This window comes from Micromonospora sp. NPDC092111, from assembly GCF_044755745.1.
Taxonomy (GTDB): domain Bacteria; phylum Actinomycetota; class Actinomycetes; order Mycobacteriales; family Micromonosporaceae; genus Micromonospora.
In genome coordinates, this window is the sequence record NZ_JBIVRQ010000006.1 from 327,660 (window position 1) to 353,608 (window position 25,949).

At 73.9% G+C, this 25,949-nt stretch carries 24 protein-coding genes; 13 read left to right on the plus strand and 11 right to left on the minus strand.

Annotated elements, in window-relative coordinates; genetic code table 11:
- Positions 1-20: 20 nt before the first annotated feature.
- Positions 21-1,037, plus strand: a complete 1,017-nt coding sequence (locus tag ACIQG9_RS15715; RefSeq protein ID WP_400402387.1) for a methyltransferase — start codon at positions 21-23, stop codon at positions 1,035-1,037.
- Positions 1,038-1,107: 70 nt separating this feature from the next.
- Here ACIQG9_RS15715 and ACIQG9_RS15720 read toward each other — a convergent pair whose 3' ends face one another.
- From ACIQG9_RS15720 to ACIQG9_RS15735, 4 genes are all read right to left on the minus strand, one after another.
- A complete protein-coding gene (locus tag ACIQG9_RS15720) occupies positions 1,108-2,139 on the minus strand; it encodes a methyltransferase (RefSeq protein WP_400402389.1) in 1,032 nt (343 codons plus the stop codon).
- Complete coding sequence (locus tag ACIQG9_RS15725; protein ID WP_400402392.1) at positions 2,136-3,302, minus strand: aminotransferase class V-fold PLP-dependent enzyme; 1,167 nt, start codon at positions 3,300-3,302, stop codon at positions 2,136-2,138. Before ACIQG9_RS15725 ends, ACIQG9_RS15720 begins: the two co-directional genes overlap by 4 nt.
- The gene (locus tag ACIQG9_RS15730) at positions 3,299-4,576 is read right to left on the minus strand and encodes a tryptophan 2,3-dioxygenase family protein (protein ID WP_400402394.1); all 1,278 of its coding nucleotides are present in this window, start codon (positions 4,574-4,576) and stop codon (positions 3,299-3,301) included. The genes ACIQG9_RS15725 and ACIQG9_RS15730 overlap by 4 nt, the downstream gene beginning before the upstream one ends.
- A 65-nt stretch (positions 4,577-4,641) precedes the next feature.
- A complete protein-coding gene (locus ACIQG9_RS15735; protein WP_400402396.1) occupies positions 4,642-5,358 on the minus strand; it encodes a tryptophan 2,3-dioxygenase family protein in 717 nt (238 codons plus the stop codon).
- Between the two features lie 418 nt (positions 5,359-5,776).
- Here ACIQG9_RS15735 and ACIQG9_RS15740 point away from each other — a divergent pair, with 418 nt between their 5' ends.
- From ACIQG9_RS15740 to ACIQG9_RS15750, 3 genes are all read left to right on the plus strand, one after another.
- Positions 5,777-6,337 carry a GNAT family N-acetyltransferase gene (locus ACIQG9_RS15740; protein WP_400402399.1) on the plus strand — a complete coding sequence of 187 codons (561 nt, stop codon included), beginning with the start codon at positions 5,777-5,779 and terminating at the stop codon, positions 6,335-6,337.
- 86 nt (positions 6,338-6,423) lie between these two features.
- Positions 6,424-7,392: a siderophore-interacting protein gene (locus ACIQG9_RS15745; protein WP_400402402.1), complete on the plus strand. Its 969-nt coding sequence runs from the start codon at positions 6,424-6,426 to the stop codon at positions 7,390-7,392.
- A gap of 235 nt (positions 7,393-7,627) precedes the next feature.
- The gene (locus tag ACIQG9_RS15750) at positions 7,628-8,851 is read left to right on the plus strand and encodes a multidrug effflux MFS transporter (RefSeq protein ID WP_400402473.1); all 1,224 of its coding nucleotides are present in this window, start codon (positions 7,628-7,630) and stop codon (positions 8,849-8,851) included.
- An 18-nt stretch (positions 8,852-8,869) separates the two neighbouring features.
- Here the strand turns inward: ACIQG9_RS15750 and ACIQG9_RS15755 are convergent, their stop codons facing one another.
- A complete protein-coding gene (locus tag ACIQG9_RS15755) occupies positions 8,870-9,220 on the minus strand; it encodes a hypothetical protein (protein ID WP_400402404.1) in 351 nt (116 codons plus the stop codon).
- Between the two features lie 73 nt (positions 9,221-9,293).
- On the opposite strand from ACIQG9_RS15755, the gene ACIQG9_RS15760 reads away from it, so the two are divergent.
- The 6 genes from ACIQG9_RS15760 (at position 9,294) to ACIQG9_RS15785 (ending at position 16,857) form a co-directional block, all read left to right on the plus strand.
- Entirely contained in the window at positions 9,294-10,601 is a 1,308-nt protein-coding gene (locus ACIQG9_RS15760; RefSeq protein WP_400402407.1) for an O-antigen ligase family protein, read from the plus strand.
- Positions 10,602-10,726: 125 nt separating this feature from the next.
- Complete coding sequence (locus ACIQG9_RS15765) at positions 10,727-11,476, plus strand: ABC transporter permease (protein WP_400402410.1); 750 nt, start codon at positions 10,727-10,729, stop codon at positions 11,474-11,476.
- Between the two features lie 100 nt (positions 11,477-11,576).
- A complete protein-coding gene (locus ACIQG9_RS15770) occupies positions 11,577-11,852 on the plus strand; it encodes a hypothetical protein (protein ID WP_400402413.1) in 276 nt (91 codons plus the stop codon).
- A gap of 99 nt (positions 11,853-11,951) precedes the next feature.
- Positions 11,952-12,482 (plus strand): hypothetical protein, encoded by a 531-nt coding sequence (locus ACIQG9_RS15775; RefSeq protein WP_400402415.1) that lies wholly within the window; start codon positions 11,952-11,954, stop codon positions 12,480-12,482.
- Positions 12,483-12,487: 5 nt separating this feature from the next.
- Positions 12,488-13,975, plus strand: a complete 1,488-nt coding sequence (locus ACIQG9_RS15780; RefSeq protein ID WP_400402417.1) for a hypothetical protein — start codon at positions 12,488-12,490, stop codon at positions 13,973-13,975.
- A gap of 134 nt (positions 13,976-14,109) precedes the next feature.
- Complete coding sequence (locus ACIQG9_RS15785) at positions 14,110-16,857, plus strand: AAA family ATPase (protein ID WP_400402420.1); 2,748 nt, start codon at positions 14,110-14,112, stop codon at positions 16,855-16,857.
- Positions 16,858-16,896: 39 nt separating this feature from the next.
- Here the strand turns inward: ACIQG9_RS15785 and ACIQG9_RS15790 are convergent, their stop codons facing one another.
- The 6 genes from ACIQG9_RS15790 to ACIQG9_RS15815 form a co-directional block, all read right to left on the minus strand.
- On the minus strand, positions 16,897-19,563 hold the full coding sequence (locus ACIQG9_RS15790) for a DUF6493 family protein (RefSeq protein ID WP_400402421.1): 2,667 nt from the start codon (positions 19,561-19,563) through the stop codon (positions 16,897-16,899).
- Positions 19,560-20,897, minus strand: a complete 1,338-nt coding sequence (locus ACIQG9_RS15795; protein WP_400402423.1) for an SWIM zinc finger family protein — start codon at positions 20,895-20,897, stop codon at positions 19,560-19,562. Before ACIQG9_RS15795 ends, ACIQG9_RS15790 begins: the two co-directional genes overlap by 4 nt.
- Positions 20,898-20,961: 64 nt before the next feature.
- A complete protein-coding gene (locus ACIQG9_RS15800; RefSeq protein WP_400402425.1) occupies positions 20,962-21,267 on the minus strand; it encodes a hypothetical protein in 306 nt (101 codons plus the stop codon).
- Between the two features lie 11 nt (positions 21,268-21,278).
- A complete protein-coding gene (locus ACIQG9_RS15805) occupies positions 21,279-21,716 on the minus strand; it encodes a hypothetical protein (RefSeq protein WP_400402427.1) in 438 nt (145 codons plus the stop codon).
- Between the two features lie 26 nt (positions 21,717-21,742).
- A complete protein-coding gene (locus tag ACIQG9_RS15810; protein WP_400402429.1) occupies positions 21,743-22,732 on the minus strand; it encodes a transporter in 990 nt (329 codons plus the stop codon).
- Positions 22,729-23,616, minus strand: a complete 888-nt coding sequence (locus tag ACIQG9_RS15815; RefSeq protein WP_400402431.1) for an ABC transporter ATP-binding protein — start codon at positions 23,614-23,616, stop codon at positions 22,729-22,731. Before ACIQG9_RS15815 ends, ACIQG9_RS15810 begins: the two co-directional genes overlap by 4 nt.
- Positions 23,617-23,736: 120 nt before the next feature.
- Here ACIQG9_RS15815 and ACIQG9_RS15820 point away from each other — a divergent pair, with 120 nt between their 5' ends.
- From ACIQG9_RS15820 to ACIQG9_RS15830, 3 genes are all read left to right on the plus strand, one after another.
- Entirely contained in the window at positions 23,737-24,399 is a 663-nt protein-coding gene (locus ACIQG9_RS15820; protein WP_400402433.1) for a response regulator transcription factor, read from the plus strand.
- Positions 24,399-25,496, plus strand: a complete 1,098-nt coding sequence (locus ACIQG9_RS15825) for a sensor histidine kinase (protein ID WP_400402435.1) — start codon at positions 24,399-24,401, stop codon at positions 25,494-25,496. Before ACIQG9_RS15820 ends, ACIQG9_RS15825 begins: the two co-directional genes overlap by 1 nt.
- A gap of 218 nt (positions 25,497-25,714) precedes the next feature.
- The gene (locus ACIQG9_RS15830) at positions 25,715-25,936 is read left to right on the plus strand and encodes a DddA-like double-stranded DNA deaminase toxin (RefSeq protein WP_400402438.1); all 222 of its coding nucleotides are present in this window, start codon (positions 25,715-25,717) and stop codon (positions 25,934-25,936) included.
- Positions 25,937-25,949 lie beyond the last annotated feature (13 nt).

Genomic DNA, 25,949 nt, shown 5'->3' on the forward strand with positions numbered 1-25,949 from the left:
ATCCATGATCTTATGTATCGATGGACACTCCCACTCCTCTCATGCGTCTCGTCGCCGGTGTCTGGGGGTTCAAGACCCTCGCCGTCGGCGTCGAATTCGGCCTGTTCACCCGGCTGGCCGGTGGTCGGACCATCAACGTGGCCGAGGCCGCCACCGAGTTCGGGCTCGACGAGCGCCCGGCCGACCTGCTGCTGGCCGCCAGCGCGTCCCTCGGTCTGCTGGAGAAGGCCGGCGACGGCTACCGCAACTCCCCGCTGGCCGAGCAGTTCCTGGTCGAGGGGCGGCCGTACTACTTCGGCGCCCAGGTCCGCTACTCCGACCTGCGCACCTACCTGCCCTGGCACCGGGTGGGCGAGGCGTTGCGCGCCAACCGGCCGCTCACCTGGGACCCGAGCGAGCAGCAGTCGATGTTCGACACCACCGACCCGGAGATGGTGGCCCAGTTCTGGGACGCCATGTTCGCCACCTCCAGCTTCACCGCCCGGGCGCTGGCCGACGCGTACGACTTCGGCGCGCACAGCCGGCTGCTCGACGTGGGCGGCGGGGCCGGGGCGTTCCCGATCGAGCTGTGCCGCCGCCTGCCGGACCTCCGGGCGACGATCCTCGACCTGCCGCACGTCTGCGCCCGGGCCGAGGAGCGGATCGCGGCCGAGGGCCTGACCGGGCGGATCGGCACCATCCCCGGTGACTTCCTCGCCGACCCGGCGCTGCCGGGCGGGCACGACGTCATCCTGCTCAGCATGATCCTGCACGACTGGGACGAGCCGACCAACCGCGCGCTGCTGGCCAGGTGCCACGTCGCGCTGCCGCCCGGCGGGGCGGTCGTCGTCTGCGAGCTGCTGCTCAACGACGAGCGCACCGGCCCGTCGGAGGCCGCGCTGATGGGGATGAACATGCTCGTCGAGACCGAGGGCGGCAAGAACTACTCCGGCGCCGAGTACGCCGCCTGGCTCACCGACGCCGGCTTCGTCGACGTCCGGACGGTGCCGTTCGAGGCCCCGGGCGCCAACGGCGCGGTGGTGGCCCGCCGGCCCTGACCGCGCACCCCGCCCCGCCCCGCGCCGGGCCGGGGTCCGCCGGCGGCCGTTCACGCCGCCGGCGGACGGGTCAGCCGGCCGTCCCCGGCTTGTACGCGGTGACCAGCTCCCAGCCGCCCGGCAGCACCGCCACCCGTTCGAAGCCGACCTCCTTGAGCAGGCCGGTGTAGTACTCGACCTCCCGCAGCCGGCTCACACAGCTGTCGACCCCGATCAGGAAGTAGCTCCAGAAGAACTGCATCGCCAGCCGGTCCGGGGTGCGGAACTCCTCGCAGATCAGCAGCAACCCGCCGGGCTCCAGCGCCGCGTACGCCTGCTCGACCAGCCGGCGGGCCACCTCGTCGGGCCAGTCGTGCAGCACCCGGACGAACGACAGCGCGTCGTAGCCCGGCGGCAGCGGCTCGGTGAGGAAGTCCCCGCCGACGAAGCCCAACCGGTCCGGATGGCCCCGCTCGACCCGGGTGGCCGCCACCAGCGGGGCCACCGCCGGCAGGTTGTACACGTCGGCCCGCAGCGTCGGGGTGCTGTCGAGCACGTGCGCGGCGAGGGTGCCGTCGCCGCCGCCGACCTCCAGCAGGCGTCGCCGGTCCGACCACAGCCGGTCGGCGTGCCGCCGGATCGTCTCGGTCACCGGGCCGAGCCCGACGGCCATGCTGCGCTCGAAGTCGGCGGTCTGCGCGTCGGTCTTCGGCGGCCACGCGAAGTCGTCGTCGCTCATGCTGACCTCGCCGCGCAGGCTCTCGGCCAGCCGGCCGTGCAGCAGCCGCCACGGGTACCGGTCCCGGTCCCGTTCCAGCGCGCCCGGACCGACCACCGCGGCGACGGCGTCCCGCAGCCCCGGTACGGCCCGGTAGGTGGTCCCGGCGAGGCCGTCGCCCTGCTGGCCGCGGGTGACGAAGCCGAGGCTCTCCAGGCAGTCGAGGAACTTGTACAGCCGCAGCGTCCGCACCTCGAACCGGGCGGCCAGCGCGTCGAGGCGGGCCGGCCCGGGTTCCAGCGCGTCGAGCAGGCCCATGGTGAGCGCGGTCTCCAGCACGTCCATGGCCTTGGGTCCGTTGGCGAGCAGGCTCATCAGCGCCCGCGGGGACAGGGTGACGGTCACCGGTCCAGCTCCTTCTCCAGCGCGTCCATGAAGACGTCGACCTCGTCCAGGGTGTTGTAGACGTGCGGGCCGACCCGCAGCCAGCTCCGCCAGCTACAGATCAGGTCCCGTTCGGCCAGCCGCCGCTTGACCGCCTCGCCGTCGGCGACGTCCAGGCACACCACGCCGCCGCGCCGGTCCGGTTCGGTGGGGCTGACCACGTCGATGCCGGCCGCCGCCGCCCGGTCCAGGACCCGCTGGGTCAGCGCCAGCGAGTGCCGCCGGATGGCCTCGACGCCCACCCCGGCCAGCAGGTCCAGGCCGACCTGGGAGAGCAGCGAGGTGAGCGGGTACGGCGTGCCGCCGGCGAACCGTCGGGCGCCGGGCGCCCAGCCGGTCGACGGCTGGAAGGTCAACGCCCGGTCGCCGGCCTGCCAGCCGGTCGCCGCCGGCTCCAGCTCCACCGCCAGCTCCGGGCGTACGTAGAGGAAGGCGGTGCCGACGCCGCAGAGCCACTTGTGCGCGCCGCCGAGGACGACGTCGACGCCGAGCGCGGTCACGTCCAGCGGCACCACCCCGACGGTCTGGAAGGCGTCCACGACGACCAGGGCGCCGGCGTCGTGGGCGCGGGCGACCAGGCGCGGCAGGTCGATGGTGGCGCCGGAGGTGAAGCTCGCGTGCGGCACGCAGACCAGCAGCGTCCGCTCGTCGATCGCCGCTTCGAGGGCGTCCTGGTCGAACCGGGGGCCGCCGGTGCCGACCGGGTGGTGGCGGGCGCCGTAGCGGCGGAACGCCCGGAAGATGAACGGCACCGTCGGGTACTCCAGGTCGGTGGTGACGACCCGGTCCCGCGGCGGGCGGTAGTCGAAGCAGGACGCCACCCGGGCGAGCAGCGTACTCAGGTTGGCGTCGGTGACCACGCTGCCCGGGGGCGCGCCGATCAGGGCGGCCACCGAGTCGGCGTACCGGTCGAGGCCGACGTGCCAGCCCTGCCACACGTCGTCGCGCCAGGTGCGCAGCGTCGCCCCGTAGTCGGCGAGCACCTCGTCGACGCCCCTCGGTACCGCGCCGGTGGAGTTGTTGTTCAGGTAGACGCAGGTGTCCAGCAGCGGGAACTCGGCCCGCAGCGCGGCGTGCGCGGCGGCGTCCAGGCACCGGGGCGGGTGGGGGTCGGGTCCGCTCACTCGGGGCAGCCTCCAGTCGGGTCGTTCGGGGCGGGACGGGCACCGTGGGGCACGGTGGTGAAGACCGGGATCGAGCGGACCGCCGCCAGGTAGGGGGTGCCCTCGGTGTAGCCGGTGCCGGGGCGGGAGCCGAGCATCCGGGTCGCCAGCCGGTGGTGGGTGCGCCGCCACTGGAGCACCGCCTCGGCGAACGTCGCCATCCGCCGCCGCACCAGGTCACGGTCGGGCCCACCGAGCCGGCCGGCGCGCACTGCCGCCCGGTACGCCTGGTCGATCACCGGCTGCCCGGCCCGCACCCGGTCGCGTACCTCCGGCACCGACCGGTACGCGGCCGAGTCCAGCCGCGCCGGCTCGGGGACCCGGCACAGCGACTCCATGAGCTTGTAGGAGCGGGACTGGATGGCGCTGGCCCCCTCGGTGTACTCCCGGAACGTCCGGAACGACGCCGGCTGCATGGTGGCCAGCAGGGAGAACAGCGGGCCGGCGGTGGTGAGCAGGTCGCAGGCGTAGGCCAGCCGGTCGGCCGCCGCCGGTGGGTGACCCGTCGACAGGGCGGTGACCGTGGCGTGCAGCTCGTCGGCGACCCCGGCGAAGACGCACTCGTACGCCTGGAGCACCCGGATGAACAGGTATTCGTCGTGCGACACGTAGACCGGCAGCATGCTCAACCGCAGGACCCGCTGCCCGGCGGTGTCGCGGGTGGCCGAGGCGAGGGTGTGCAGCTCGGCCGCCGCCGTGGCCGGATCCGGGTCGGTGACCGCACCGGCCAGACCGAGGCGGGCCAGGGCGGCGGCGACGGCCCGGACCCCGAGCCGGCAGCGCTTGTCGACCACCGCCGGCCCCGGGCGTTGTTCGGGGAGCAGGTCGGTGGCGTCGGCGGCGGCGTCCAGTTCGAAGGCGAGCGCGTCGGCGACGAGGTCGACGAGGAGCCGGTCGCGGTCGCGTCTCCCCTCGGCCGGGTCGGCGTCGTCGGACCGGTGGGCCAGGCCGTCCTCGGCGCCGGGCAGCCGGAGCAGGCGTAGCGCCAGGTAGCTGCGGTAGTCGTACCGGGCATCCCATTTGTCGAGCGTCACGTCGAGGAAGGCGGACAGGAGCGGGGCGGGCGTCGGCCGCGCGGCCACCTCCGCCCGGACCTGGTCCAACAGGGCCAACAGTTCCTTTTCGACAAAGTGCTTGCCGACCCGATGAAATTCCGCCAACACGGCCGGATACGGGAAACGATCGGGGTCGGACGCACCGGACAGCCAACTCGTCAGTTCGCGCACGAACCGCACCTCGGGATTCCGTTTGTGTCAGTTACGACGGTGCGGGCACCGACGATTTTCGGGCGGGCGGACTGTCAGGGCGAGTCGGGTCGGGAATGGGCGCAGGTCGGCGTGTCGGCGGTGGCCACCCGGGCCTGCCACAATTCGGGGAAGAACCGGTGCCCGGTGAGCTTGGCGAGCATCGTCGCCGGGCTGCCCGGGGTGCCGGCGGGGGCGTGGCCCCCGATCCGTAGGGCGACCTGCAGGTGGCGCACCCGCCACAGCGACACCCGCTCGTCCCACTCCAGCATCGCCTCGGCCAGTCGGTGGGCCGGGTCGGTGGGGTCGGTCGGTCGGAACGTCGCCGGCGTGGCGCCCCGGGTGGCGAGGTGCTCGGTGAAGGCCCGGCCGAGCTGCCGGCTCGCGGCCTGGACCCGCCGCCAGCCGGGTGACTCGGCGCCGGAGCCGTTGCCCAGCGCCGGTTGCATCGTCTGGAAGGCGGCCGGCGACAGGTGCCGGAAGATCTCAAGCTGGTCGGTGACCAGCCGTACCGCGAGTGTCGCCCGGGTCAGCAGCGACTCGGCCCCCGCCGGGTCGCCGGCGTCGACCCGGTGGACCGCCTCGGTCAGTTCGGCCTCGGCCAGCTTCAGCCACAGCTCGGTCGACTGGTGTGCCACCTGGAACAGGAGCTCGTCGCGGTGCAGCACCTCTCCCGGGTGTCGTTGCAGGTCGAGCAGCGCTTCCGTGCGCATGTAGCGCGCGTAGTCCGTGGCACCGTCGCCCGGTAGCACGGGTGACTGGTCGCGTTTCACCGATTTTCCCTCCGGTTAGCGGCACGGCCCCAAGGAACCGACGACGCCATGGCGTATGACGGCCGAAATTATCCAACGAAGAACAGCAATATGTCACCCCCGGGTCCGATCTTTCTGGTGTCGGTTTCGGGAAGGTTTCCTGACTTCCTGCTATCCGGAAGCGTTCGATAACAGATTGGCCCACGTCAGTCAATGGCGACGAATGGTAGGCATGTCACATGGTGTCGGTCGCGGTGTGGGGAAGGGTCCTGTTGGCCTTAGGTGTTCCGGTTTTGTCCGTCGGGGAGGTGGCCGGGCGTGTGTGATTGCTCACCGATCGATTTGTGGTTAGGGTGCCCTAACACCACGCACGGTGGACGGCCGACTGTGGAGAGTGGCGGTCGACGGTGGTCGCCCGGTCAGGCCCCGAAGGAGTGAGATGACGACTGCCCCGACCTCCCGCACGCGTCGGATCGACGGGTTCGGCGAGGTGTCCATCCGGCCCGTGGAGCCCGACCGGGACGCCGACGTGATCCACGACTGGGTGACGCGGGAGCGGTCCCGGTTCTGGGGCATGCGGGCGGCCAGTCGCGAGCGGGTGCGCGAGGTCTACGCGTACGTCGACTCGCTCGCCACCCACCACGCCTACCTGGTCCACCGGGACGGCCGGCCGGTGGCGCTGTTCCAGACCTACGAGCCGGCGGCCGACCCGGTCGGGGAGTGCTACGACGTGCGGCCCGGCGACTTCGGTATCCACCTGCTCATCGGCCCCCCGGACGGCGGTGCCGAGCCCGGTTTCACCGGGGTGGTCCTCGGCGCGTTCCTCGACTTCGTGCTGGCCGATCCGAGTCGGCTGCGCCTGGTGGCCGAGCCGGACGCGCGCAACGACCGGGCCGTCGCCCGGCTCGTCCGGGCCGGCTTCGTGCCCGGCCCGCAGATCGACCTGCCGGACAAGCGGGCCCAGCTCCTCTTCCTGGACCGGGGCGCGGTGGGCGGGTGAGCCCGGGTGGGCGGGGTCGTCACCCGGACGGCGGTCGGGGCGCACCTCCCTCGCCGCCCACCATGAGCTTAGGCTAACCTAACCTCATGGTGAATGATCAAGCGTGGTCGCCGCGGCAGGGGACCACCCGCCCCGGCGCGGCCGGCGTCGGGACCCGGACCCTGCCCGTCACGCCGTGGCGGCTGTTCGACGTGCAGGTCCGCTCGGTGCGCCGGCTCAGCCCGTCGTTCCTCCGCGTCACCTTCACCGGCCCGGACCTCGACCGGTTCGCCGACAACGGCTTCGACCAGCGGGTCAAGGTGGTACTGCCGGTGGCCGGGCAGCGCGGCGTCCACCTGCCCGGCGGTGCCGACTGGTACGCCCACTGGCGGGCCCTGCCCGAAGACCAGCGCTGCCCCGTACGCACGTACACCGTCCGGGCGGTCCGGCCCCACCTGGCCGAGGTGGACATCGACCTGGTGCTGCACGGCGACGGCGGCCCGGCCAGCCGGTGGGCCCGGCGGGCCCGCCCCGGCGACGAGGCCGGCATCCTCGGACCCGACGCCGGCTACGAGGGCGAGCACGGCGGGGTCGAGTTCCGGCCACCGACCGCGGGCCGGCTGCTGCTGGCCGGTGACGAGACCGCCGTACCCGCGATCTGCGCGATCCTGGAACGGCTGCCGCACGACGCGCGGGGCCAGGTGCTGCTGGAGGTGCCCGAGCCGGCCGACGAGCTGACCGTCGCGGCCCCACCCGGTGTCCTGGTCGGGTGGCTGGCCCGGCACGGCGGCGAGCACGGCAGCCGCCTCGTTCCCGCCGTCGCGGCGGCAGCGGAGCACCTGCTGTCCGGCCGGGCGGAGCCGGTCGCCGCGCCGATCAGCGACGTGGACGTCGACCGGACCGTGCTCTGGGAGGTCCCGGCCCCGTCCGCGCCGGTACCGGTGTACGCCTGGCTGGCGGGGGAGGCCGGCGTCATCCGCGCCCTGCGTCGACACCTGGTCGTCGAGCGTGGCATGGACCGCCGGGCGGTGGCGTTCATGGGATACTGGCGGCTGGGTCGCGCCGACCCGGCCTGACCCCGGCCGGCGGTGGTCGGCGGTGGCCGTCCGGGCGTGACCGTCGACTGTGACCCGCGTTACCTCTTGGTGGGCCGGGAATCAGACCACCGGATCCGGATTTGAAGCAGGGTGTGACAGCCGTACCGATCTCTGCCCGGCCGCACCACGACAGGTCGGAGACCTCCCGATGACCGACGCCACCGCCACCGCGCCCCACGAACTGCCGACGGCCGCGCTGACGCCCGGCGACCTGATGAGCCGCCGGCAACGGCTGCGGCTCGTGCTCGTCCTCGGTTCGCTGATCGCGGTGGGTCCGCTGACCATCGACATGTACCTGCCCGCGCTCCCCGCGATCGTCACCGACCTGCACACCACGTCGGCGGCGGTCCAGTTGACCCTCACCGGCACGCTGGTGGGGCTCGCCCTCGGCCAGTTGCTGATCGGCCCGCTGTCGGACGCTGTCGGCCGGCGGAAACCGCTGATCGCCGGCATCGCGCTGCACGTCGTGGCGTCGCTGCTCTGCGTCGTCGCACCGAACATCGCGGTCCTCGGCGTCCTGCGGGTGGTGCAGGGCCTCGGCGTCGCCGCCGCCTCGGTGGTCGCGATGGCCGTGGTCCGTGACCTGTTCAACGGCGCGGCCTTCGCCACCCTGCTCTCCCGGCTGCTGCTGGTCATGGGGGCCGCGCCGGTGCTCGCGCCCACCCTCGGCGGCGGGCTGCTGCGCTGGACCGACTGGCGCGGCGTGTTCGTGGCGCTGGCCGTCTTCGGCGTACTGCTGGTGGTGGTGGCCATGTTCGGCCTGGCCGAGACGCTGCCGGCGCGGCGGCGCCAGCGCGGCGGCGTGGTCGCGACCGTGGCCGTGTACGGCTCGCTGCTGCGCGACCGGACGTTCGTGGGCCTGGTCCTGGTCGCCGGGCTGGCCATGGCGGCCCTGTTCGCGTACGTGTCCGGCTCGTCGTTCGTCCTACAGGACGGGTACGGGCTGGACGAGCAGCAGTTCGGGCTGGCCTTCGGCGCGGGCGCGGTCGGGCTGATCGGGGCGACCCAGTTCAACGTCCGGTTGCTGCGCCGCTACCCGCCCCAGCGGATCCTCGTCGTCGCCCTGGGAGTCGGCACGGTGGCCGGGGTGGCGCTGCTCGGCTTCGCCGCGACCGGGCTGGGCGGCCTGCCGAGCCTGCTGGTGTCGTTGTGGGTGGTGCTGGCGGCGGCCGGACTGGCCATGCCGAACGCGCCGGCCCTGGCCCTGTCCCGGCACGGCGAGGCGGCCGGAACCGCGTCCGCCCTGCTCGGCGCGGTGCAGTTCGGCGTCGGCGCGGTGGCCGCGCCGCTGGTGGGGGTGCTGGGCACCGGCGCGGTGGCGATGGCCCTGGTGGTGGCCGGCGGCATGGTGGCGGCGCTGGTGGTGCTGCTCGTCGTCGTCCGGCCGGCCCGGCTCGCCGACCTGGAGCCGGTACCGGCGGTCGCGACCGCGCACTGAGGGCACCGGCCCCGCGGGTCAGACCTCCAGGTGCTCCCAGGAGCCGTCGTGCAGGGCGCCGCGGTGCAGTGCGTCGAGGGCCCGGCTGACCTGGCCACGGTCGAGGACGTAGCGGGCCGGATAGTCCACGGCCTGCGCGCCCACCGTCAGGTCGACCGTGGCGTCGTCGCTGTCGGCGGCGCTGTCCGGGCGGACTCCGTTGAGCACGGCGGTGGCCGACTGGGCCGTCAGGACGAACCGGTCCGGACCGCCGCCGATCATCACCTCCCACGGGCCGACCTGCGCCGACGCGAGGGTGCTGCTGGTGCCGTCGAGCAGGTCGAGGGGACTGTCGAGGTCGTCCGCGGAGGCGGCTGCGGGGGTCGGCATGGGCGACAGCCTACCCATTCGTTCCAGACTTTCGGCCGAGCCTGGATCTTGGTTGGTTACCTAGACTGACCAGGTGCCACGCCGGAGCCGACAGGCCGAGCTGCCACTCTGGCCGCTGTACGCGATGTTCGGCCTCATGCCACTGTGGTGGCTGCTCGGCGGTCTGCAGCTCTGCTGGCCGTTGTTCGGGCTGCTGCTCGCCGCGTTCCTGGTCACCCGGGGCCGGGTCAGCCTGCCGACCGGGGCGACGTGGTGGCTGGCTTTGATCGCGGTCGTCGTGGTCAGCGCGACCCGGATGGACCGGGCCAGCGGGCTGTTCATGTACTCGTTGCGGCTCGGTTTCCTCGGCACCGCCTTCGTCGTCTACGTCTACGTCTACAACGCGGCCCGGGAGGGAGCGCGCTGGCAGCGACTTCTCGGCGCGCTCGGCTGCTACTGGCTGGGTATGGTCGCGCTGGGCTGGATCGGCGTCTTCAAGCCCACGTTCGCGATCACCACCCCGGTGGAGGTACTGCTGCCGGACGGGATGGCCGGCAACCGGGGCATCCGGGCGCTGGTGCACAGCCACGCCACCGAGTACAACGTGCTGGGCCGGACCCCGTACTACCGGACCGCGGCCCCGTATCCGTACACCAACAACTGGGGCACCGGGTTCGCGGTGCTCCTGCCGTGCGTGATCGCGTACCTGACCTCGGCCCGGACCGGCGCGCTGCGCGTCGCGCTGCTGGTCTCCCTGCCGCTGGCCCTGGTGCCGGCGTTCCTGACGCTCAACCGGGGAATGTTCATCGGAGTCGGCGCTGGGCTGGTGTACCTCGGCCTGCGGGCGCTGGTCCGCGGCGACCTGCGGCTGATCGTCTCGATCGGCGCGGTGGGCGTGCTGGCGTGGGCCGCCACGCTGGTCATCCCGGTGGGCGACCTGATCTCCCACCGGGTGGAGAACACCGATTCCACCACCGACCGGGCCGATCTCTACGCCCAGACGGTCGACGCCGTGCTGCGGTCGCCGTTGCTCGGCTACGGCGGACCCCGGTTGGTCGACACCACCCAGGCCGCCGAACCACTGGGCACCCAGGGGCAGTTGTGGCTGATGGCCTACAGCTACGGCATCCCGGCGCTGCTGATCTTCGTCGGCTTCTTCGTGCTGACCGCCCGACGTACGGCCGCCGCGGTCAGCGCGCCCGGTAGGTGGCTCAGCGTGGTCCCGGTGGTCGCCCTGGTGATCACGCCGTTCTACGGGTTCACCGACATCAACCTGTCGCTGATGCTCTTCGCCGTCGGGCTCGCCGTCGCCGCCGTCGACGGCCCGGTCAACCGGGAACCCGGCGGGCCGGTCAGCGCCGCCGCCCCGCCGGTCCCGCCACCGGTGACGCAACCGCGATAACCGGTGCGCGGACGGCGGACGAGCCGGCCCACCGCACCATCGGGCGGACGGGCAACCCGCGACACCATCGGGCGGACGGGGAACCCGCGACCGCCGGCTCGTCCCCGCTGGGCGAGACTGCACCGATGTCCTCGACGATGCTGGTGGTCGGCCCCAGACTGGCCGTGGCCCTGGTCCTGCTGACCGCCGTGGCGGCGGCCGTGGCCACCCTCGGACGTCTCGGGCACGGGCGGCAGATCGCCGTCGCCGCCGTCCGCGCCGCGATCCAGTTGGCGGCGGTGTCGATGCTGATCGCCGCCATCGTCGCCTCGCTGTGGGCCACCGCCGGCTTCGTGGCGCTGATGTGCGCGGTCGCGACGGGTACCTCCGGCCGGCGGATCACCGGCGGCCGGCGCGGCTGGTGGGCCGGGCTCCCCGTCGTGGCGGGCAGCCTCTCCGTCGTGGCGGGGCTCCTGCTGGCCGGCCTGGTGCCGATGCGCGGGATCGCGATCATCCCGGTCGCCGGGATCCTGATCGGCGGGGCGATGACCGCCACCTCCCTGGCCGGCCGGCGCGCCCTCGACGAGCTGACCGGCCGGCGGGGCGAGGTCGAGGCGGCACTGGCCCTGGGGCTGCCGCCCCGCGACGCGGTGCTGCTGGTCTGCCGCCCCGCCGCCGGCCAGGCGCTGATCCCCGCGCTGGACCAGACCCGCACGGTGGGCCTGGTGACCCTGCCCGGCGCGTTCGTCGGCGTGCTGCTCGGCGGGGCCGGTCCGCTCACGGCCGGGATCACCCAACTGTTCGTCCTGGTCGGACTGCTGGCGGTGGAGGCCGTCGCGGTCGTGCTCACCGTCGAACTGGTGGCCCGTGGCCGGCTGTCCCGGGCCACGGAGTGACCGTCGGGTTGCCGTGGTGCCGGCCACGGTCGGGCGCACCGCTGGGTGCGTAGGGAAACACCCGATTCCCCGGCGCTGGCGCGGCCGTACCGTCCGAGAGGTGACCGGTCAACTGTTCGCGCTGGAGCGCTACGACTCCTCGGGCGGCGAGAGCGTGCCCGCGCTGGCGTCGCTGCCGCCGTGGCCGGGCGTCCGGCTGGTGGCGGCGGTGCACCTGCCGGCTGATGACGTGGTGCTCGCGATCGTCGAGGGCCCCGACGCGGCAACGGTGGCCGCCGCGGCCGCCACGGTGGGCTGGCAGGTCGACCGGCTCTGCCCGGCGGCCTGGCTCTCCCCGGAGCAGCCGGACGCACCGGACGCGGCCCAGGAGACGTGATCATGCGGCGGTCTGATCATGGGTAGCTGCGGCCTCGACGCCGACCGACAACCGCTGCGCAAGCCACTCGACGAGATCCTGGCCTGACGGGAGCCTACGATGCGACGGAACCACCTTGCCCTGCTCGGCGCCGCGGTGCTCGCCCTCGCGGTACCGGCTGGCTGCGGTCGGCTCGGCGGCGAGCCCGCCGCCACCGACCGGCCCGGGGCGACCAGCACCGAGCTGCCGGTCGCCGACGAACCCACCGCGGCGCCGACGACGGCCGCCCTGCCGGACGCCTGTGCCCTGGTCCCCAAGGCGGACGCGGAGCAGGTGGCCGGCACGCCGTTGGAGGACGCGGTGCCGGTCCGGGACACCTGTAGTTACACCGCGCCGGTCAGCGGGCCGACCGCGCAGGTGGAGGTCTACGTCGGCGACGGCGCGAAGAAGATGCTCGACATCGACCGCGAACTCGGCCACGACTTCACGACGCTGACCGGCATCGGCGACGAGGCATACCTTGAGGACGGCGCCGCCTTCTTCGCCAAGTCGGGCGTCTGGGTGGCGATCCGGCTCGTGCGGCTCAACGACCCGGCGGAGAACCGTACGCCGATGGAGGCGCTCGCCCGCGCGGCCGCCGGTCGGATGTGAGTACGGTGTCCCGACCCGCGCGCCCCGGCCGGACGCCACCCACCCGCCGCGTCCGGGCCGTGGTCGCGGCCACCGTCGCCGTGCTGCTCGTGCTGACCGGCTGCGACGGCGGCCAGCCCGGTACCGGATCCGGCGGGACCGGGCCGGCGAGCGAGCAGGAGCTGCGGTACGGGGCGGCCCCGGCGCCGGGCCCCGACGTCACCCTCCAACCCGACGTGGTCGTCGTCGGCGGGGGTGGCCGCTCGATCCGGTCGGTGACGCCCGACGGGCTGACCTGGCGCATCGACGGGGACGCGAGGAACGTCGGTGACCTCGCACCCGGCAAGGTCATGTTCGTCACCGGGCGGGCCGTCGGCCGGGTCCTCGACCTCGCCGAGGACGGCGACGACGTGCTGGTGACGATCGGCCCGGTGGACCTCACCGAGGTGATCCGCGACGGCACCTTCGACAAGAAGGGCATCACCCTCGCCGAACCGGTCATCTACTCGGCCGGGGAGCCGTTCTGGGCCGACGACGAACCCGCGCCGCCGAGCAGGTTGGGCCGCAGCGGACCGGTCCGCCGGCCACCCGGACGCGCGCCGGCCGATCCGCCCGCCCCGCAGCGCGGCGGCGGGGTCGACACGAAGGCCCACGGGTACTCGGTCTACTCGACGTGCTGCACCGACGGGGTCGGCGCGCACTTCGGGTACGACGACGGCGGCGTCCGGCTCCGGGGGACCGTGACGCTGACCTTCCAGCGGCCGGACGCGAACTTCCGCCTCGCCATCGGCGCGGGCAAGGTGACCCGGGCCGAGTTGGAGATCAGCGGCGGATTCGGGATCAAGGTCGACTTCGAGGCCGGTATCCAGGACGGCCGCAACCACCGCAAGGCGTTCCCCATCGCGGTCGACATCTCCTTCCCGATCGGCCTGCTGGCGGGGATCCCGCTCTCCTTCACGATCAGCCAGACGCTGGCCGTCACCACCGCGTTCGGCGCGAAGCTGGGCACCATCAAGGGGGCCGGCGAGTTCGCGCTGGCCGGGTCGCTCGGCTTCGGGTACGCCAACGGCACCTTCGGGCCCCGGGTGGCGAAGAACTTCCAGCGCAAGACGAGCCTGCTCAACTCCCTCACCGGCGTACCGGTCGGCGTGATGGGTCTGCTCATCGAGCACGGGGTGCGGTTCGGCGTCGGGATCAACGCCTTCCTGTTCAAGGCCGGCGTCTACTTCGAGCTGGTCACCTCGTACGGGACGACGCTGGGGTCGGCCCTGGGCGCGCCCTACGCGCAGTGTCGAGGGGTGGGGATCGGCGTGAAGGCCGTCTTCGGGATCGGCTACACGATCCTGGAACCGGTCGTCGAGGTGATCAACAAGTTCCTGAGCCTGCTGAAACCCATCAAGGTGTTGAACATCAAACCCATCACACCGGAGCACGGCATCAGCTCGCGCGCCGCCGTCTACCGCAACGAGGAGGTCATTCCGAACGTCCAGGTCTGCGGGCGCGCACCGGGCTGACGGTCGACGCGTCCCGCCCGTCCGGGCAGGATCCTCTCGCCGCGCGCCCGGAACAGGTACCCGCGCGGGCTGCCGCTCGTTGACCGGGTGTGTCGCCTCTGACGCAGCTTGCGCGACCGTGTCATGCTCCGGCCGTGGATGCCTCGCTCCCCGGCCGGGACGCCGTCCTCGACCAGGCCTGGCGATCGTTGAGCGCCGGGGCGTCCGTGCTCGTGGACGGACCAGCCGGGATCGGCAAGACGGCGATCTGGCGGGCGCTGGTCGCCGAGGCGGAGCGGGCGGGCTGGCTGGTGCTGGCCTGTGCCCCGACCGAGGCCGAGGCCGTGTTGCCGTTCGCGGCGCTCGCGGACCTGCTGCGGCCACTGGCCGCCGGGGTGCCGGCCCTGCCGCCGCCGCAGCGGGCCGCGGCCGAGGTGGTGCTGCTGGCGTCGCACTCCACCGAGGTTATCGACGAACGCGCGGTCGGGGCCGCCGTCCGCTCGCTGCTGGAGGCGGCGCTCACGGCCACCACCGGCCCGGTGCTGTTCGCGGTGGACGACGCGCCGTGGCTGGACCCGCCGAGTGAACGGGCGATGCGTTTCGCCCTGCGCAGGATGGCCGTTCGGCCCGCCACCCTCGTCACCTGCCGCCACGACGACGCGGCCGGGACCGGGGCGCCGCTCGGGCTCGACCAGGGCCCGGCCGGGAGCCCGGTCACCCGCATCGGCCTGACGCCGCTGGGGGTCGGCGCCCTGCACCATGTCGTGCGGGCGCGGCTGGGTCGGACGCTCAGCCGGCCACTGCTCGCCCAGATCGCCCGGGACGCGGGCGGCAACCCGTTGATGGCCATCGAGATGGCGCGGGCCGTGCTGCGGCTACCCCGGCCACCGCAGCCGGGCGAGGACCTGCCGGTCGCCTCGTCGATCCAGCAACTGCTCGCCGACGCGTTGCGGGCGCTGCCCGCGCAGAGCCGGGACGGGGTACGACTGGCCGCGCTGCTGACCGCACCCACGCTCGGCGACCTGCGGGCCGCCGGCGTGCCGGCCACCGCGCTCGATCCCGCCGAGGAGACCGGCCTGCTGGTCGTCACGCCGGACGGGATCGACTTCGCCCATCCGGCCTACGCCACGGCGGTCCGCGCGGGCATCCCCTCCGGGATCCGTCGCCGGCTGCGCCGCCGGTTGGCCGATGCGGTGGCCGACCCGGACGAGCGGGCGCGGCAACTGGCCCGGTGCACGGTGGAACCGGACGCCGCCGTCGCCGGCGAACTCGCCGGCGCGGCCGAGCGGCAACGTGCCCGGGGTGCCTGCGAGGTCGCCACCGAACTGTACGAACGGGCTGCGGCGATCACCCCGCCGGAGGCGGCCGGTGACCGGGGCCGGTGGCGGCTGGCCGCGGTCCGCTGCCGCTTCGACAGCGGCGACTACGCGGCGGCGGGTGCGGCCGCCGACGCGGCGATCGACCAGCTCTCCGGCGACCAACGCGCGGAGGCGCTGCTGCTGCGGGCGATGGTGGGCTGGGCCGCCGACGACCTCGGGGTCGCGGTGTCGGCGGCGGAACGCGCGTTGGCCGCGGCCCGTGGCGGCACCTCCCTCGCCGGACGCATCCACGCCCACCTGGCCCTGTTTCAGGACGGTCCGGAGCAGGGCCGGCGACACGCCGAGGCGGCGATCTCGCTGCTGTCCGGCACCGCCGGTGACCGGGCGCTGCTGGCCAGTTCACTGCTGCAACTGTTCTTCCACGAGGTGCGGGCCGGTGGGTCCGCCCGGACCGAGCTGCTGGACCGGGCGCGGAAGCTGGAGGACGGTGAGCCGTCGTGGCTGTCCGGCACGGTGCCGGCGATCTGGTGGAAGGCGATCGACGACCACGCGCGGGCGCGGACCAGGCTGTGCGACATGCTGGGCCGGGCGGCGGCGCGCGGCGACGAGCCGTCGCAGCACGAACTGCTGACCCACCTCGGCGAGACCGAGCTGTTGGCGGGCCGGTTCACCGCCGCCGGCGAGCACATCGCGGCGGCCCGCGAACTCGGCGAGCAACTCGGCACCGGCCTGGTCGGTGAGACCTGGCTGGCCGGGACGCTCGACGCCTACCAGGGCAGGCTCGCCGCCGCCGGGGAGATCGCCGAGGCCGGTCTACGCCGCGCCGACGCCCACGACGACGCCTGGTGCCGACGGATCCACCTGCAGCTCGCCGGGTTCGTCGCGCTGTCCTCCGGCCGGATGGCCGAGGCGGCGTCCGCGTACGGTGACCTCGCCGCCGCGCTGGGCGGTTCGGGGGTGGTCGAGCCGATCGCGCTGCGCTTCGAGCCGGACTGGATCGAGGCGTGCATCGGTGCCGGCGACCTCGACACGGCCGGTGCGGTGCTGGCCCGGCTCGCCGAGCGGCACTCCCGGCTGCCCCGGCCGTGGACCACGCTGGGGCTGGCCCGCAGCCGGGTGCTGCTGCGCAGCGCCGCCGGAGCCGACGCGTCGGCGGAGCTCGCCGAGCTGGCCGCCGCGCGGGCTTCCGTACCGGTGGACGTGCTGCCGCTGGACCGCGCCCGCTGCCTGCTGGTGGCCGGGCTGGCCCACCGCCGCGCCCGGCGCAGGAGGGAGGCTCGTGCGGCGCTCGACGCGGCGGTCGACGAGTTCGCCGCGCTCGGCGCCGCCGCCTTCGCCGACCGGGCCCGCACCGAGCTGCTCCGCATCGGCGTACGGGCGTCGACGCCGACCACGCTCACCGCGACCGAGCGTCGGGTGGCCCGGCTGGCCGCCCAGGGCCGTACCAACCGGGCCATCGCCGACGCCCTGTTCATCAGCCCGAAGACGGTGGAGGCCAACCTCGCCCGGGTCTACCGGAAGTTGGGCATCTCCAGCCGCGCCGAACTCGGAGCGGCGATGGCGCAGTCACCACCACCGGACTAGGGCTCCGCTGCTGCCCGAGATGCTCCCCACCGGCCGGTGTCAGGCCGTGCCGAGCACGCGGTGCAGGCGGCCGGCCTCGGTGACCAGCCGGCCCGACCCGCCCCGACCGGCCACCACATCCAGGCCGGGCACCTCGATCCGGACACCGGTGGTGCTGGCCGTCTCGGTGGCCAGGGTCAACAGGTCGGGCAGCCCGCGCGGGGGCGTGGGCGCGGCGAGCAGCGCCGGCAGCGCGGCGGCGAGCAGCCGCCACACGGTCAGCGGCGCCCCGGCCAGGGCGGCGTCCCGCAGCGGCTCGACCGCCCGGGACAGCTTCACCGACTGCCCGGCCACCAACCGGCCCAACTGCTCACCCGTCCCGACGGCGTCGAGCTGACCGGCTCCGGCGAGCCCGAGCAGGGCGTCCAGGGCGGCGACCCGGTCCGCGCCGTGCCGGGCCCCGAGGCCGTAGGCGAGGGCGAGGTTCAGGGCCACCCCGCCGGCACCGGTGCTCTCGGCGAGCAGCGGCAGCACGGCGGCGCCGTCGCGCTGGTCCATGTCGGCGGTGCCGGCCACCGCCGGCAGGACGTACGCGGCCACGATCCCCCGGTGCCCGGGCAGGACCGACGGCCACAGGTTCACCCAGCCGCCGTACTCGACCCCGATCGGCGCGGGATCGGCGGTCAGCAGGCCGTACCGGTCGTCGTAGCCGTCGGGTGGGCGCAACTCGACCAGGATCCGCTTCGCCGTCAGCCGCTCGAACTCCCAGTCGTAGCTGCCCTTGCGGGCCCGACGGACAGCCGTGGCGGGCCGCATGACCGGCTGCGGCAGCCCGCCGTCGCGCAGCCAGGCCGCGAGCCGCTCCCCGGCGGGCGTGCCGAGCGCCGCCGCCTTGCCGGCCACCGCCTCGTCGGCGTCGGCGGGCAGGCGCAGCAACGCCTGGGTGAGGTCCCAGTACCAGGGCGGGCGGTCGCCCAGGGCCGCCAGCCGTTCCACCAGGGCGAGCGGGTCGAGCGCGCCGTTGGCCGAGGTGGGGGCGGCGAGCAGACCGGCGTGCCCCGGCTCGTTGACGTGCGCGCCGATCTCGGCGAGGCGGGCCCGCAGCAGCCGGTGTGCGGCGGGCACCCGGGGGTCGGTGACGGTCAGCTCCGGTGTCGACGTCGCCCGATCGGTGCGCCGTACGGCGGCGAGCAGCGCCTCCCACCGGCTCCGCCGCCGGGGCTGCGAGTTGGTGGCCCCGGCGGTGTTCAGCACGTCCACCACCACCTCGCACAGGCAGAGCGGGTCGTAACGGTGCTCGTTGCCCCACGACCAGTGCCGGCGCTCGATGATCGGGCCGAGCGCCGTCCGGACCCGACCGCCGTCGGCCGCGCTGAGCCGGACCAGTCCGTCGAGGACGCGGTCCGGCGGGACGCCCTGCGACTGCGTGCCGAGCAGGGCGGCGACCTCCTCGGCCAGCTCGTCCAGCTCGGTGATCGGGGCGGGCGCGGGCCCGGCGGGCAGCGGCGTGGGCAGGTCGTCGCCACGCGGTCGGACGAGCGCCGGGCCGATCCCGGCCGCCGCCGGGGTGAAGCCGTGCCGGGCGGCCAGTGCGGTGGCCCGGTCCCGCAGGTCGACGGCGGGATGGTCGGCCGCGACGGCGATCACCTCGGCGATCTGGACGGCCCGGTCCCGGTGCCGCCGGGCCAGCCGGTCGAGCCAGGTGAGCTGTGCCCGCACCAGCGTCTTGTCGGGGCGCGGCAGCACCTCCCGGGAGGTGTCGAGGATCGCCTCCACCTCCAGGTCGGGCAACTCCCGCAGGGCCTTCTGCGCCATCGTGGCGACCGGGGCCGGCGCGTCGGAGAGCAGCCGGAGGTAGTCGGTGGCGCGCGCGGTGATCTCGGCGTCGGTCGGTGCCAGCGCGGTGAGCAGGGTGGTGAAGGCGCGCAGCGCGGCCGTCCGGTCGCCGCGCAGCAGCCGGCCGACCGAGCCGTCGATGAGGACCGCCCGGTCGACCACGCCCTCGGTGGCGAGCTGCGCCAGCGCGGTCGGCAGGGCATGCTGCTCCCACCCCTGCCCGCCCGGGCCGACCTCGTCGAACATCATCTGCGCGCCGAGGCCGTCCACCTCGAACAGCCGGGGCAGCATGACGGCCAGGAACGGGTCGGCGCGCAGCCGGTCCACCAGCGGCACCGGCCGGTCCCGGCGGTGCCGGTCCGGGAACTCCACCGCGCTCAGCCAGAGCTGCACGGACCGGTCGTCGGTCGGTGGCGCGGCGCCCTCGGCACGCAGCAGCGCGGCGATGAACCGCCACCGTTCGGTCCCGGCCTGCTGGTTGAGTTTTCCGGCCAGCCGGCGGGCCAGGTCGCCGAGCCAGGTGACCCCGCGCTCCCGGGCGACCGCGCTCACCAGCGTCGCCGCCCGGTCGCCGTCGAGGGTGACCGAGGTACGGCCGAGGACCGCTGCCGCCTTCGCCGCGGTGGGCAGGCAGCCGACCACGGCGACCGCCAGGGCGGTACCCGAGCCGGCCCCCCACCAGGTGCTGCGGTCCCGTTCCCTGAACCAGGCGGTCAGCTCGACGCCGATCTCCCGGCGGCGCTGCTCGGACAGCCCGGCCAGGGCTGCCGTGACCAGCTCGGCGGAGCCGGTCCGGATCACGTCGAACAGGTCGCTGGTGCCGCCGGCCGCCAGCTCCCGCTGCCGCCGCACGGTGCTCTTCATCAACTCGAACCGCTCCGCGCGCTTCACACCCGCTCCTCGACCTGGCCGGTCAACAGCATCCGGGTGGCCAGGGCGTGCCGGCACGGCCCCCGCTGCCCCCGGTGCTTGGCCCACCAGGGGCAGGTGCAGGTGAAGTCGCCGTCGGGCAACCGGCGGACCCGGTACACCTGGTCGCCGCTGCGGACCGTGGCGGACGTCCCGTCCCGCTCGACCGCCCCGGCGTCGAGCAGCGCCCGCGCACCCACCAGGCGCGGGTTGTCCCGCTCGGCCCGGCCCGCGTCGTACGGCATCACCCGGTGGAAGTACGCCGCCTCGGAGACGTCGTACCCCACCCGGCCGGCGGTGCCGAGCTGCGCCAGCGCGCCCCGGACCCGGGCCGCGTCGATGCCGGCCTCGGTGGCCAGCCGGTCCACCTCGACGGTCGGGTCCCAGGAGAGCAGGGCGGCGACCAGGTCGGCGTCGTCGACCACGTCGTCGCCGGCCAGCGCGGTGAGCGCCGCGCCCTCGCCGGAGAAGCCGCGGTACGGCTCGGGGGAGAGGGTCAGGGAGAGCCGCAGCGCACCGGTGTCCAGCTCCCAGGTGCTCGGCACCGGCGCGGACCCGGCCGCGACGGTCGGCCCGTACACGCGCAGGGCCCGGGCGAAGCGCAGCATCGGGCGCAGGGCGGTCAGCCGGCTCGCCCCGGCCAGACAGACCGCGCCGGGGACGGGCCGGGAGGTGAGCCGCAGCGACCGCCCGGCCGGCACCACCCAGAGCACCGACCGGTCGCTGGTCACCGGCAGCCGGCGCAGGAACGCCGTCGCCTCGGCGGCCGGGACCTCCGCCCGGGGCTCGAACGCCGCGGCCAGCACCTGCACCTCGGCGAAGCCGCGCAGCCAGCGCACCGGCAGCGGGACCTTCTTCTCCACCACCGCACCGGCCATGGTGGACACCGTCAGGTCGTCCGGGCCGACCGACAGGTGCAGCGGGTCGAGGCCGCCGACCCGGGCCAGCGCCTCCCGCAGCGGGTTGTTGACGTCGACGTTGGTGGTGCCGTGCCCGGCCAGGTCGCCGTCGAGGCCGGCCGGCAGGGCGTCGAGGCGGGCGTAGACCCCGCAACAGCCGGAGAAGGACTCGAACCGCAGCCGGTCCCGGCTGCCGGTGACCACCGGGTCGAGGCTGGCCGGGCTCACCGGCCGGTGGTAACGGGTGCGGGCCACCTCGGCGACGGCCAGCAGGCCGACCGCCGCCGCCGGTGGGGTGGTGAGGAACCCGGTGAAGAACCGTGGGTTCGGCGTGGGCCCGCCGCTGGTCTGCAGGGCGAGTCCGCCCTGCCCGAGGGCGGAGGAGCCGAGATACCGGTACGTCTGAACTGCGCTCACGTCCGGGAACGGTAGAGGACCCCACCGACAGGTTCGCCGCCTGCGGCGCCCGCGCCCGGCTGCGTCAGGACCCGAACTCCAACGCGCCCGACTCCAACTCGCGTCGGAAGTGTGTCTCCGGGTGCATGAGCCCGTCCGGGGGATCCTCCACCGCGGCGGCCCGGCGCCGGAGTTCCGTGATGTACGCCGTGTCGAGGACGGCGGAGGCGGCGATCTGTTGCCGCAGGACGAGGGCCCGGGGGCCGGTGTAGAGGTAGGCGTCGGCGCCGGGGTAGCCCTTGGTCGCGGGCGGCTGCCCGGGCCGGGACTCGAAGTACGACGAGTCGAGTTGGCCCAGCCAGGTGCCGGCGAACGGAGCGACCGACGGCACCGGCCAACCGGTCAGCCGCCGCTCCAGCTTGCCGGCGGCAGGCTCTTGTTGACCTCGCGGACGAGCGGGAAGAGCCGCTCGTAGAAGACGGAGAACCCGCAGCTCGGCTGGGTGGTGTTGCGCCACACCTGGCGTACCTCGGCCAGCGGTACGTCCTGGCCCGCGATGTAGCGGTCGAGAAGGGGCTGGTAGAGCGAGTTGCCGCACTCGACGGCGATGACGTCGGCCCTGCCGGGGAAGGCGGGGTTGCGGATGAGGTCGAGAAAGATGTCGTTCGGACTGGCTCCGGCCACCACGTCGTAGCGGTCGAACGCGGCGAGGATGGCCTGCTGGGCGTCCTGGGGGCGAGCGCTGGCGGGGGCGGCCGGTGACGACTCGGACGGCATGACGGCCAGCAGGGCCACGCCGGCAGCCAGCGCCGTGGCGGCGAGGTAGGTGAGTGTGCGCATGGGGTCTCCCGTGGACGGCTTCGCGGTCATGCGACGCGGCGGATGCGGTGGACGGCGAGGTAGAGCAGCAGGGCGGCGACGGCGACGAAGATGCCGGTCTCGATGCCCTGGAACAGCCAGAATCGGGTTCCGGGCTGGTAGAGCTGCCAGTTGTAGGCGCCCGAGGTGATGCCGAGGTCGGCGCCGCACGCGGCGCCCGGTCCGGTGGCGTCGGGCGCGCAGGCGATCTGCGCGTTGGCCGTGATCATTGTGCCGGAGGCGTCGCGGATGCCGTACGACAGGATCCAGTCGCCGGCGGCCGGGTTGGTCTGCTCGGTGGCGTCCTTGACCGGGAAGGTCAGGACGCGGGCGGGCAGGTAGTGCGGCCGGGCGAGCGTCGTCAGGGCGATGCGCAGCCCGAGGAACCCGGCGAGCGTGGCGGACATCGCCGGCAGCACCCTGGGCCGGATGGTGCCGGCGAAGACACCGAGCGCGACCGCGAAGATCGTGTAGCCGATCGGGGCCGTGCCCTGCATGTCGAAGAAGAAGACGGCGAAGCGGCCGTGCTGCCCGGCCTGACTCATCGGGGCCAGCCACCACGAGACACCCAGTCCGTAGACCAGCGAGGCGACGAGCGCGACGGTGCCGGCGACCCCGAACTTGACCAGTGCCCAGCGCCGCCGGCTGACGCCCTGGGTCCAGACCATCCGGTGGGTGCCCTGCTCGATCTCGCGGGCGACCAGCGGCGCACCCCAGAACAGCCCGACCAGCAGCGGCAGGACGAGGAAGAGCACACCGATCATGGTCATCACGCCGTACTGGCCGTTGAACTGGATGGACGCCTTGCCGCAGGTGTCGGCGTCGGCCGGGACCACCGAGGCGGTACCCAGCGCGCGGACGCAGTCGTCCAGGCCCAGTTCCGCGAAGGTGTGCCGCATGGCCAGACCGGTGGGGACCATCAACACGGCGAGGAGCGCGAGGCCGATCGCGGTGAACAGTGCCTGCTTGCGGTGCTGCCGCCAGGCGAGCCAGCTCATGCCGGCACCTCCCACCCGGCGTACGGCCGGGAGTCGCCGTCGCCGAGGTGGGCGAGGATGAGGTCTTCCAGATTCACGTCGTACGCCTTCCATGCCGAATCGCGCAGCGGAGCGTTCGTGCGGACCAGCAGCGTGGACTGCCGCTCGGTGTGCTCGGCCCGGACGACCTGCGCGACCCCTGCGGGCAGCGGGCCGCCGTCTCGGGGACCGACCAACTGCCGGTGTTCGGCGAGCAGGGCGTTGACGTCGCCGACGAGCCTCACCTGCGAGGCGTGCAGCACGATGAGGTGGTCGCAGGTGCGTTCGAGGTCCGCCAGGATGTGCGAGGACAGCAGCACCGTGGTGCCCGTCTCGGCGACGACGCCCGTCAGCGCGTGGAGGAACTCGCGTCGGGCCAGCGGGTCGATGCTGGCGACCGGCTCGTCGAGCAGTAGTAGCCGTGGGCGCTTGGCCATCGCGAGGGCGAGGGCGACCTGGGCCCGCTGACCGCCGGACAGCGTGCCGATCGGCTTGTCGCGCGGGATGCCGACCTGCGCCAACCGGCGGTGCGCCAGCGCGGTGTCGAAGCGCCGGTTCAGTTTGGTGCCCATGGTGAACAGTTCGTCGGCCGTGAAGTCCCGGTACAGCGGCGTGTCCTGGGCCACGAAGCCGACGTCGGACAGCACGGCGAGGTCGTCGTACGGCGTCCGGCCGAAGACCCGTACGGCACCGGCGTCGGGCCGCAACAGGCCGACCGCCAGGTGCAGCAGCGTACTCTTGCCCGCTCCGTTGGGGCCGACCAGCGCGGCCACCCTCCCGGCCGGCAGGCGCAGCGAGCAGTCCCGCAGCGCCCAGGCTCTGCCATACCTCTTTCCGAGCTGGTCAGTTTCGAGAACGATGTCCATCCGTAGCCTTCCGTCCTGCTGACGCGGTGTGCAGGTTCCGGTTCTACGCGGACGCCGGTGTCATGACGGTGCCGCCGGGTGACACCGTGCTGACACCCGGACGGTGGCATGGTGGGGATCATGCGCGTGCTCGTGGTCGAGGATTTCGAGGTGCTGGCCCGTACGGTGGGTGTCGGGTTACGCCGTGAGGGCATGGCGGTGGACGTGGTCCTCGACGGCGACACGGCCCTCGATCACCTGGCCGTGACCCGGTACGACGTGGTGGTGCTCGACCGTGACCTGCCGGGCGTGCCGGGCGACGAGGTGTGCCGGCGGATCGTGGACGGGCACTCGGCGACCCGGGTGCTGATGCTGACCGCGGCCTCATCGGTGAGACAGCGGGTCGAGGGCCTGGGCCTGGGCGCCGACGACTACCTGGCCAAGCCCTTCGACTTCGCAGAGCTGGTGGCGCGGGTGCGGGCGCTCGGCCGGCGGCCGGGCACGGCCGTGCCACCGGTCATGGAGTACGGGGGGCTCACGGTCGACCCCGGCCGCCGGGTCGCGACCCGCGAAGGACACCGGCTGGACCTCAGCCCGAAGGAGTTCGCCGTCCTGGAGTGCCTGCTCGGTGCGGCTGGCCGGCTCGTGTCGGCGGAGGATCTGCTCGAACGGGTCTGGGACGAGGCGGCGGACCCGTTCACCACGGCGGTGAAGACCACCATCCGCCGGCTGCGGACCAAGCTGGGCGACCCCCCGATCATCCATACCGTCCGTGAGGGCGGCTACCGGATCGGCGAACCGTGATGCGGGTCCGGATTCCCCGGCGGAGCCTGCACGTCCAGCTCACGCTGCTCTACGCCGTGCCCTTCCTGATCTCCGGTGTCGTGCTGCTCGCGATCCCGCTGCTGGGCAACAACGACGCCACCCCGGCGGGCCCGGTCGCGGATCCCACCGGCGTCGCCGGCGACGCCGGTCACCTGGATCGGCAGTTCACCACCTCGGCGTGGGCCGTAGCCGGCATGGTGACGGTCTCCCTGCTGCTCGGCTGGTTCGTCGCCGGCCGGTTCCTGCGCCCGCTGCGCACCATCACCGCCACCGCCCGGGAGATCTCCGCCAGCGACCTGCACCGCCGGCTCGGCCGCACCGGTCTGCACGACGAGTTCACCGACCTGGCCGAGACGCTCGACGACCTGTTCCGGCGGCTGCACGCCGCCTTTGAGTCGCAGCGGCACTTCGTCGCCAACGCCTCGCACGAACTGCGTACCCCGCTCACCGCCGAGCGGACGGTGCTCCAGGTGGCGCTCGCCGACCCGGACGCCACCGCCGAGACGCTGCGGTCGGCATGCCAGGACGTCCTCGCGCTCAGCGACCAACAGGAACGCCTCATCGAGGCTCTGCTCACCCTGGCGCACGGCGAACAGGGCCTCCAACTGCACACCCCGCTGGACCTGGCCGGCACCGCCGCCGAGGTGGTCGCCGCCCGCCAGCAGGACGCCGGCCGGCGAGGCATCCGGATGCGGACCGCCCTCGATCGGGCCCCGGCGACCGGCGACCCCGACCTGATCGAGCGGCTGGTCGTCAACCTGGTCGACAACGCCGTACGGCACAACTCGCCGGGCGGGTGGGTCGAGATCAGCACGACGACCACCGCGACCGGCGGCGCCCTCCGGATCAGCAACTCCGGCCCGGTGGTGCCGCCCGGCGAGGTCGACACCCTGTTCCAGCCGTTCCGGCAGGTCGGCAACCGCCGGACCAGGCACCCGGACGGACACGGGCACGGACTCGGCCTGGCCATCGTCCGCGCGATCGCCGAGGCTCACGGGGCGACCCTCGACGCCCGGGCCCGGTCCACCGGCGGTCTCGACATCGAGATCGGGTTTCCCGGACGAGCGAGCCGTTGACAGCCGGGACGTGCCTGGACGGTGCGGACCTGATGCCCGGCCAAGCCGCGTAGCAGGGGGAGAGGGAGGATGGAGTCGTCAGTCGCGCCGGACGATCTGAATGATCGCACCGTCGCGCGTCACCGCAGCCAGTTCCTTCAGCCCGGTGATGGGCCAGTCGTGGAACTGCTGGTGCAGAGTGGTGGGGTCTCCTCGCCAGTCGGAGATCCGCCGCGCGGATGCGCCGCACCGGTACCGTCCAAGCCGATTTGGCCATCGACAACACGATCTGCGGCACCAACGACCGAGACCAGACCTACCCCTGGACCTGCGACAAGATACTTCCCGCCATCCTGCCGCAAGGGTGCCGCCTGAGAGTGAGATGCTTCTATAGCTGTCAAGTGGTGCTGGTGGCTGGGTGGGCGCCGTTCAGGGTGCGGAAGAGTTGCCGGCTGATGTAGCGCTTGAGGCTGC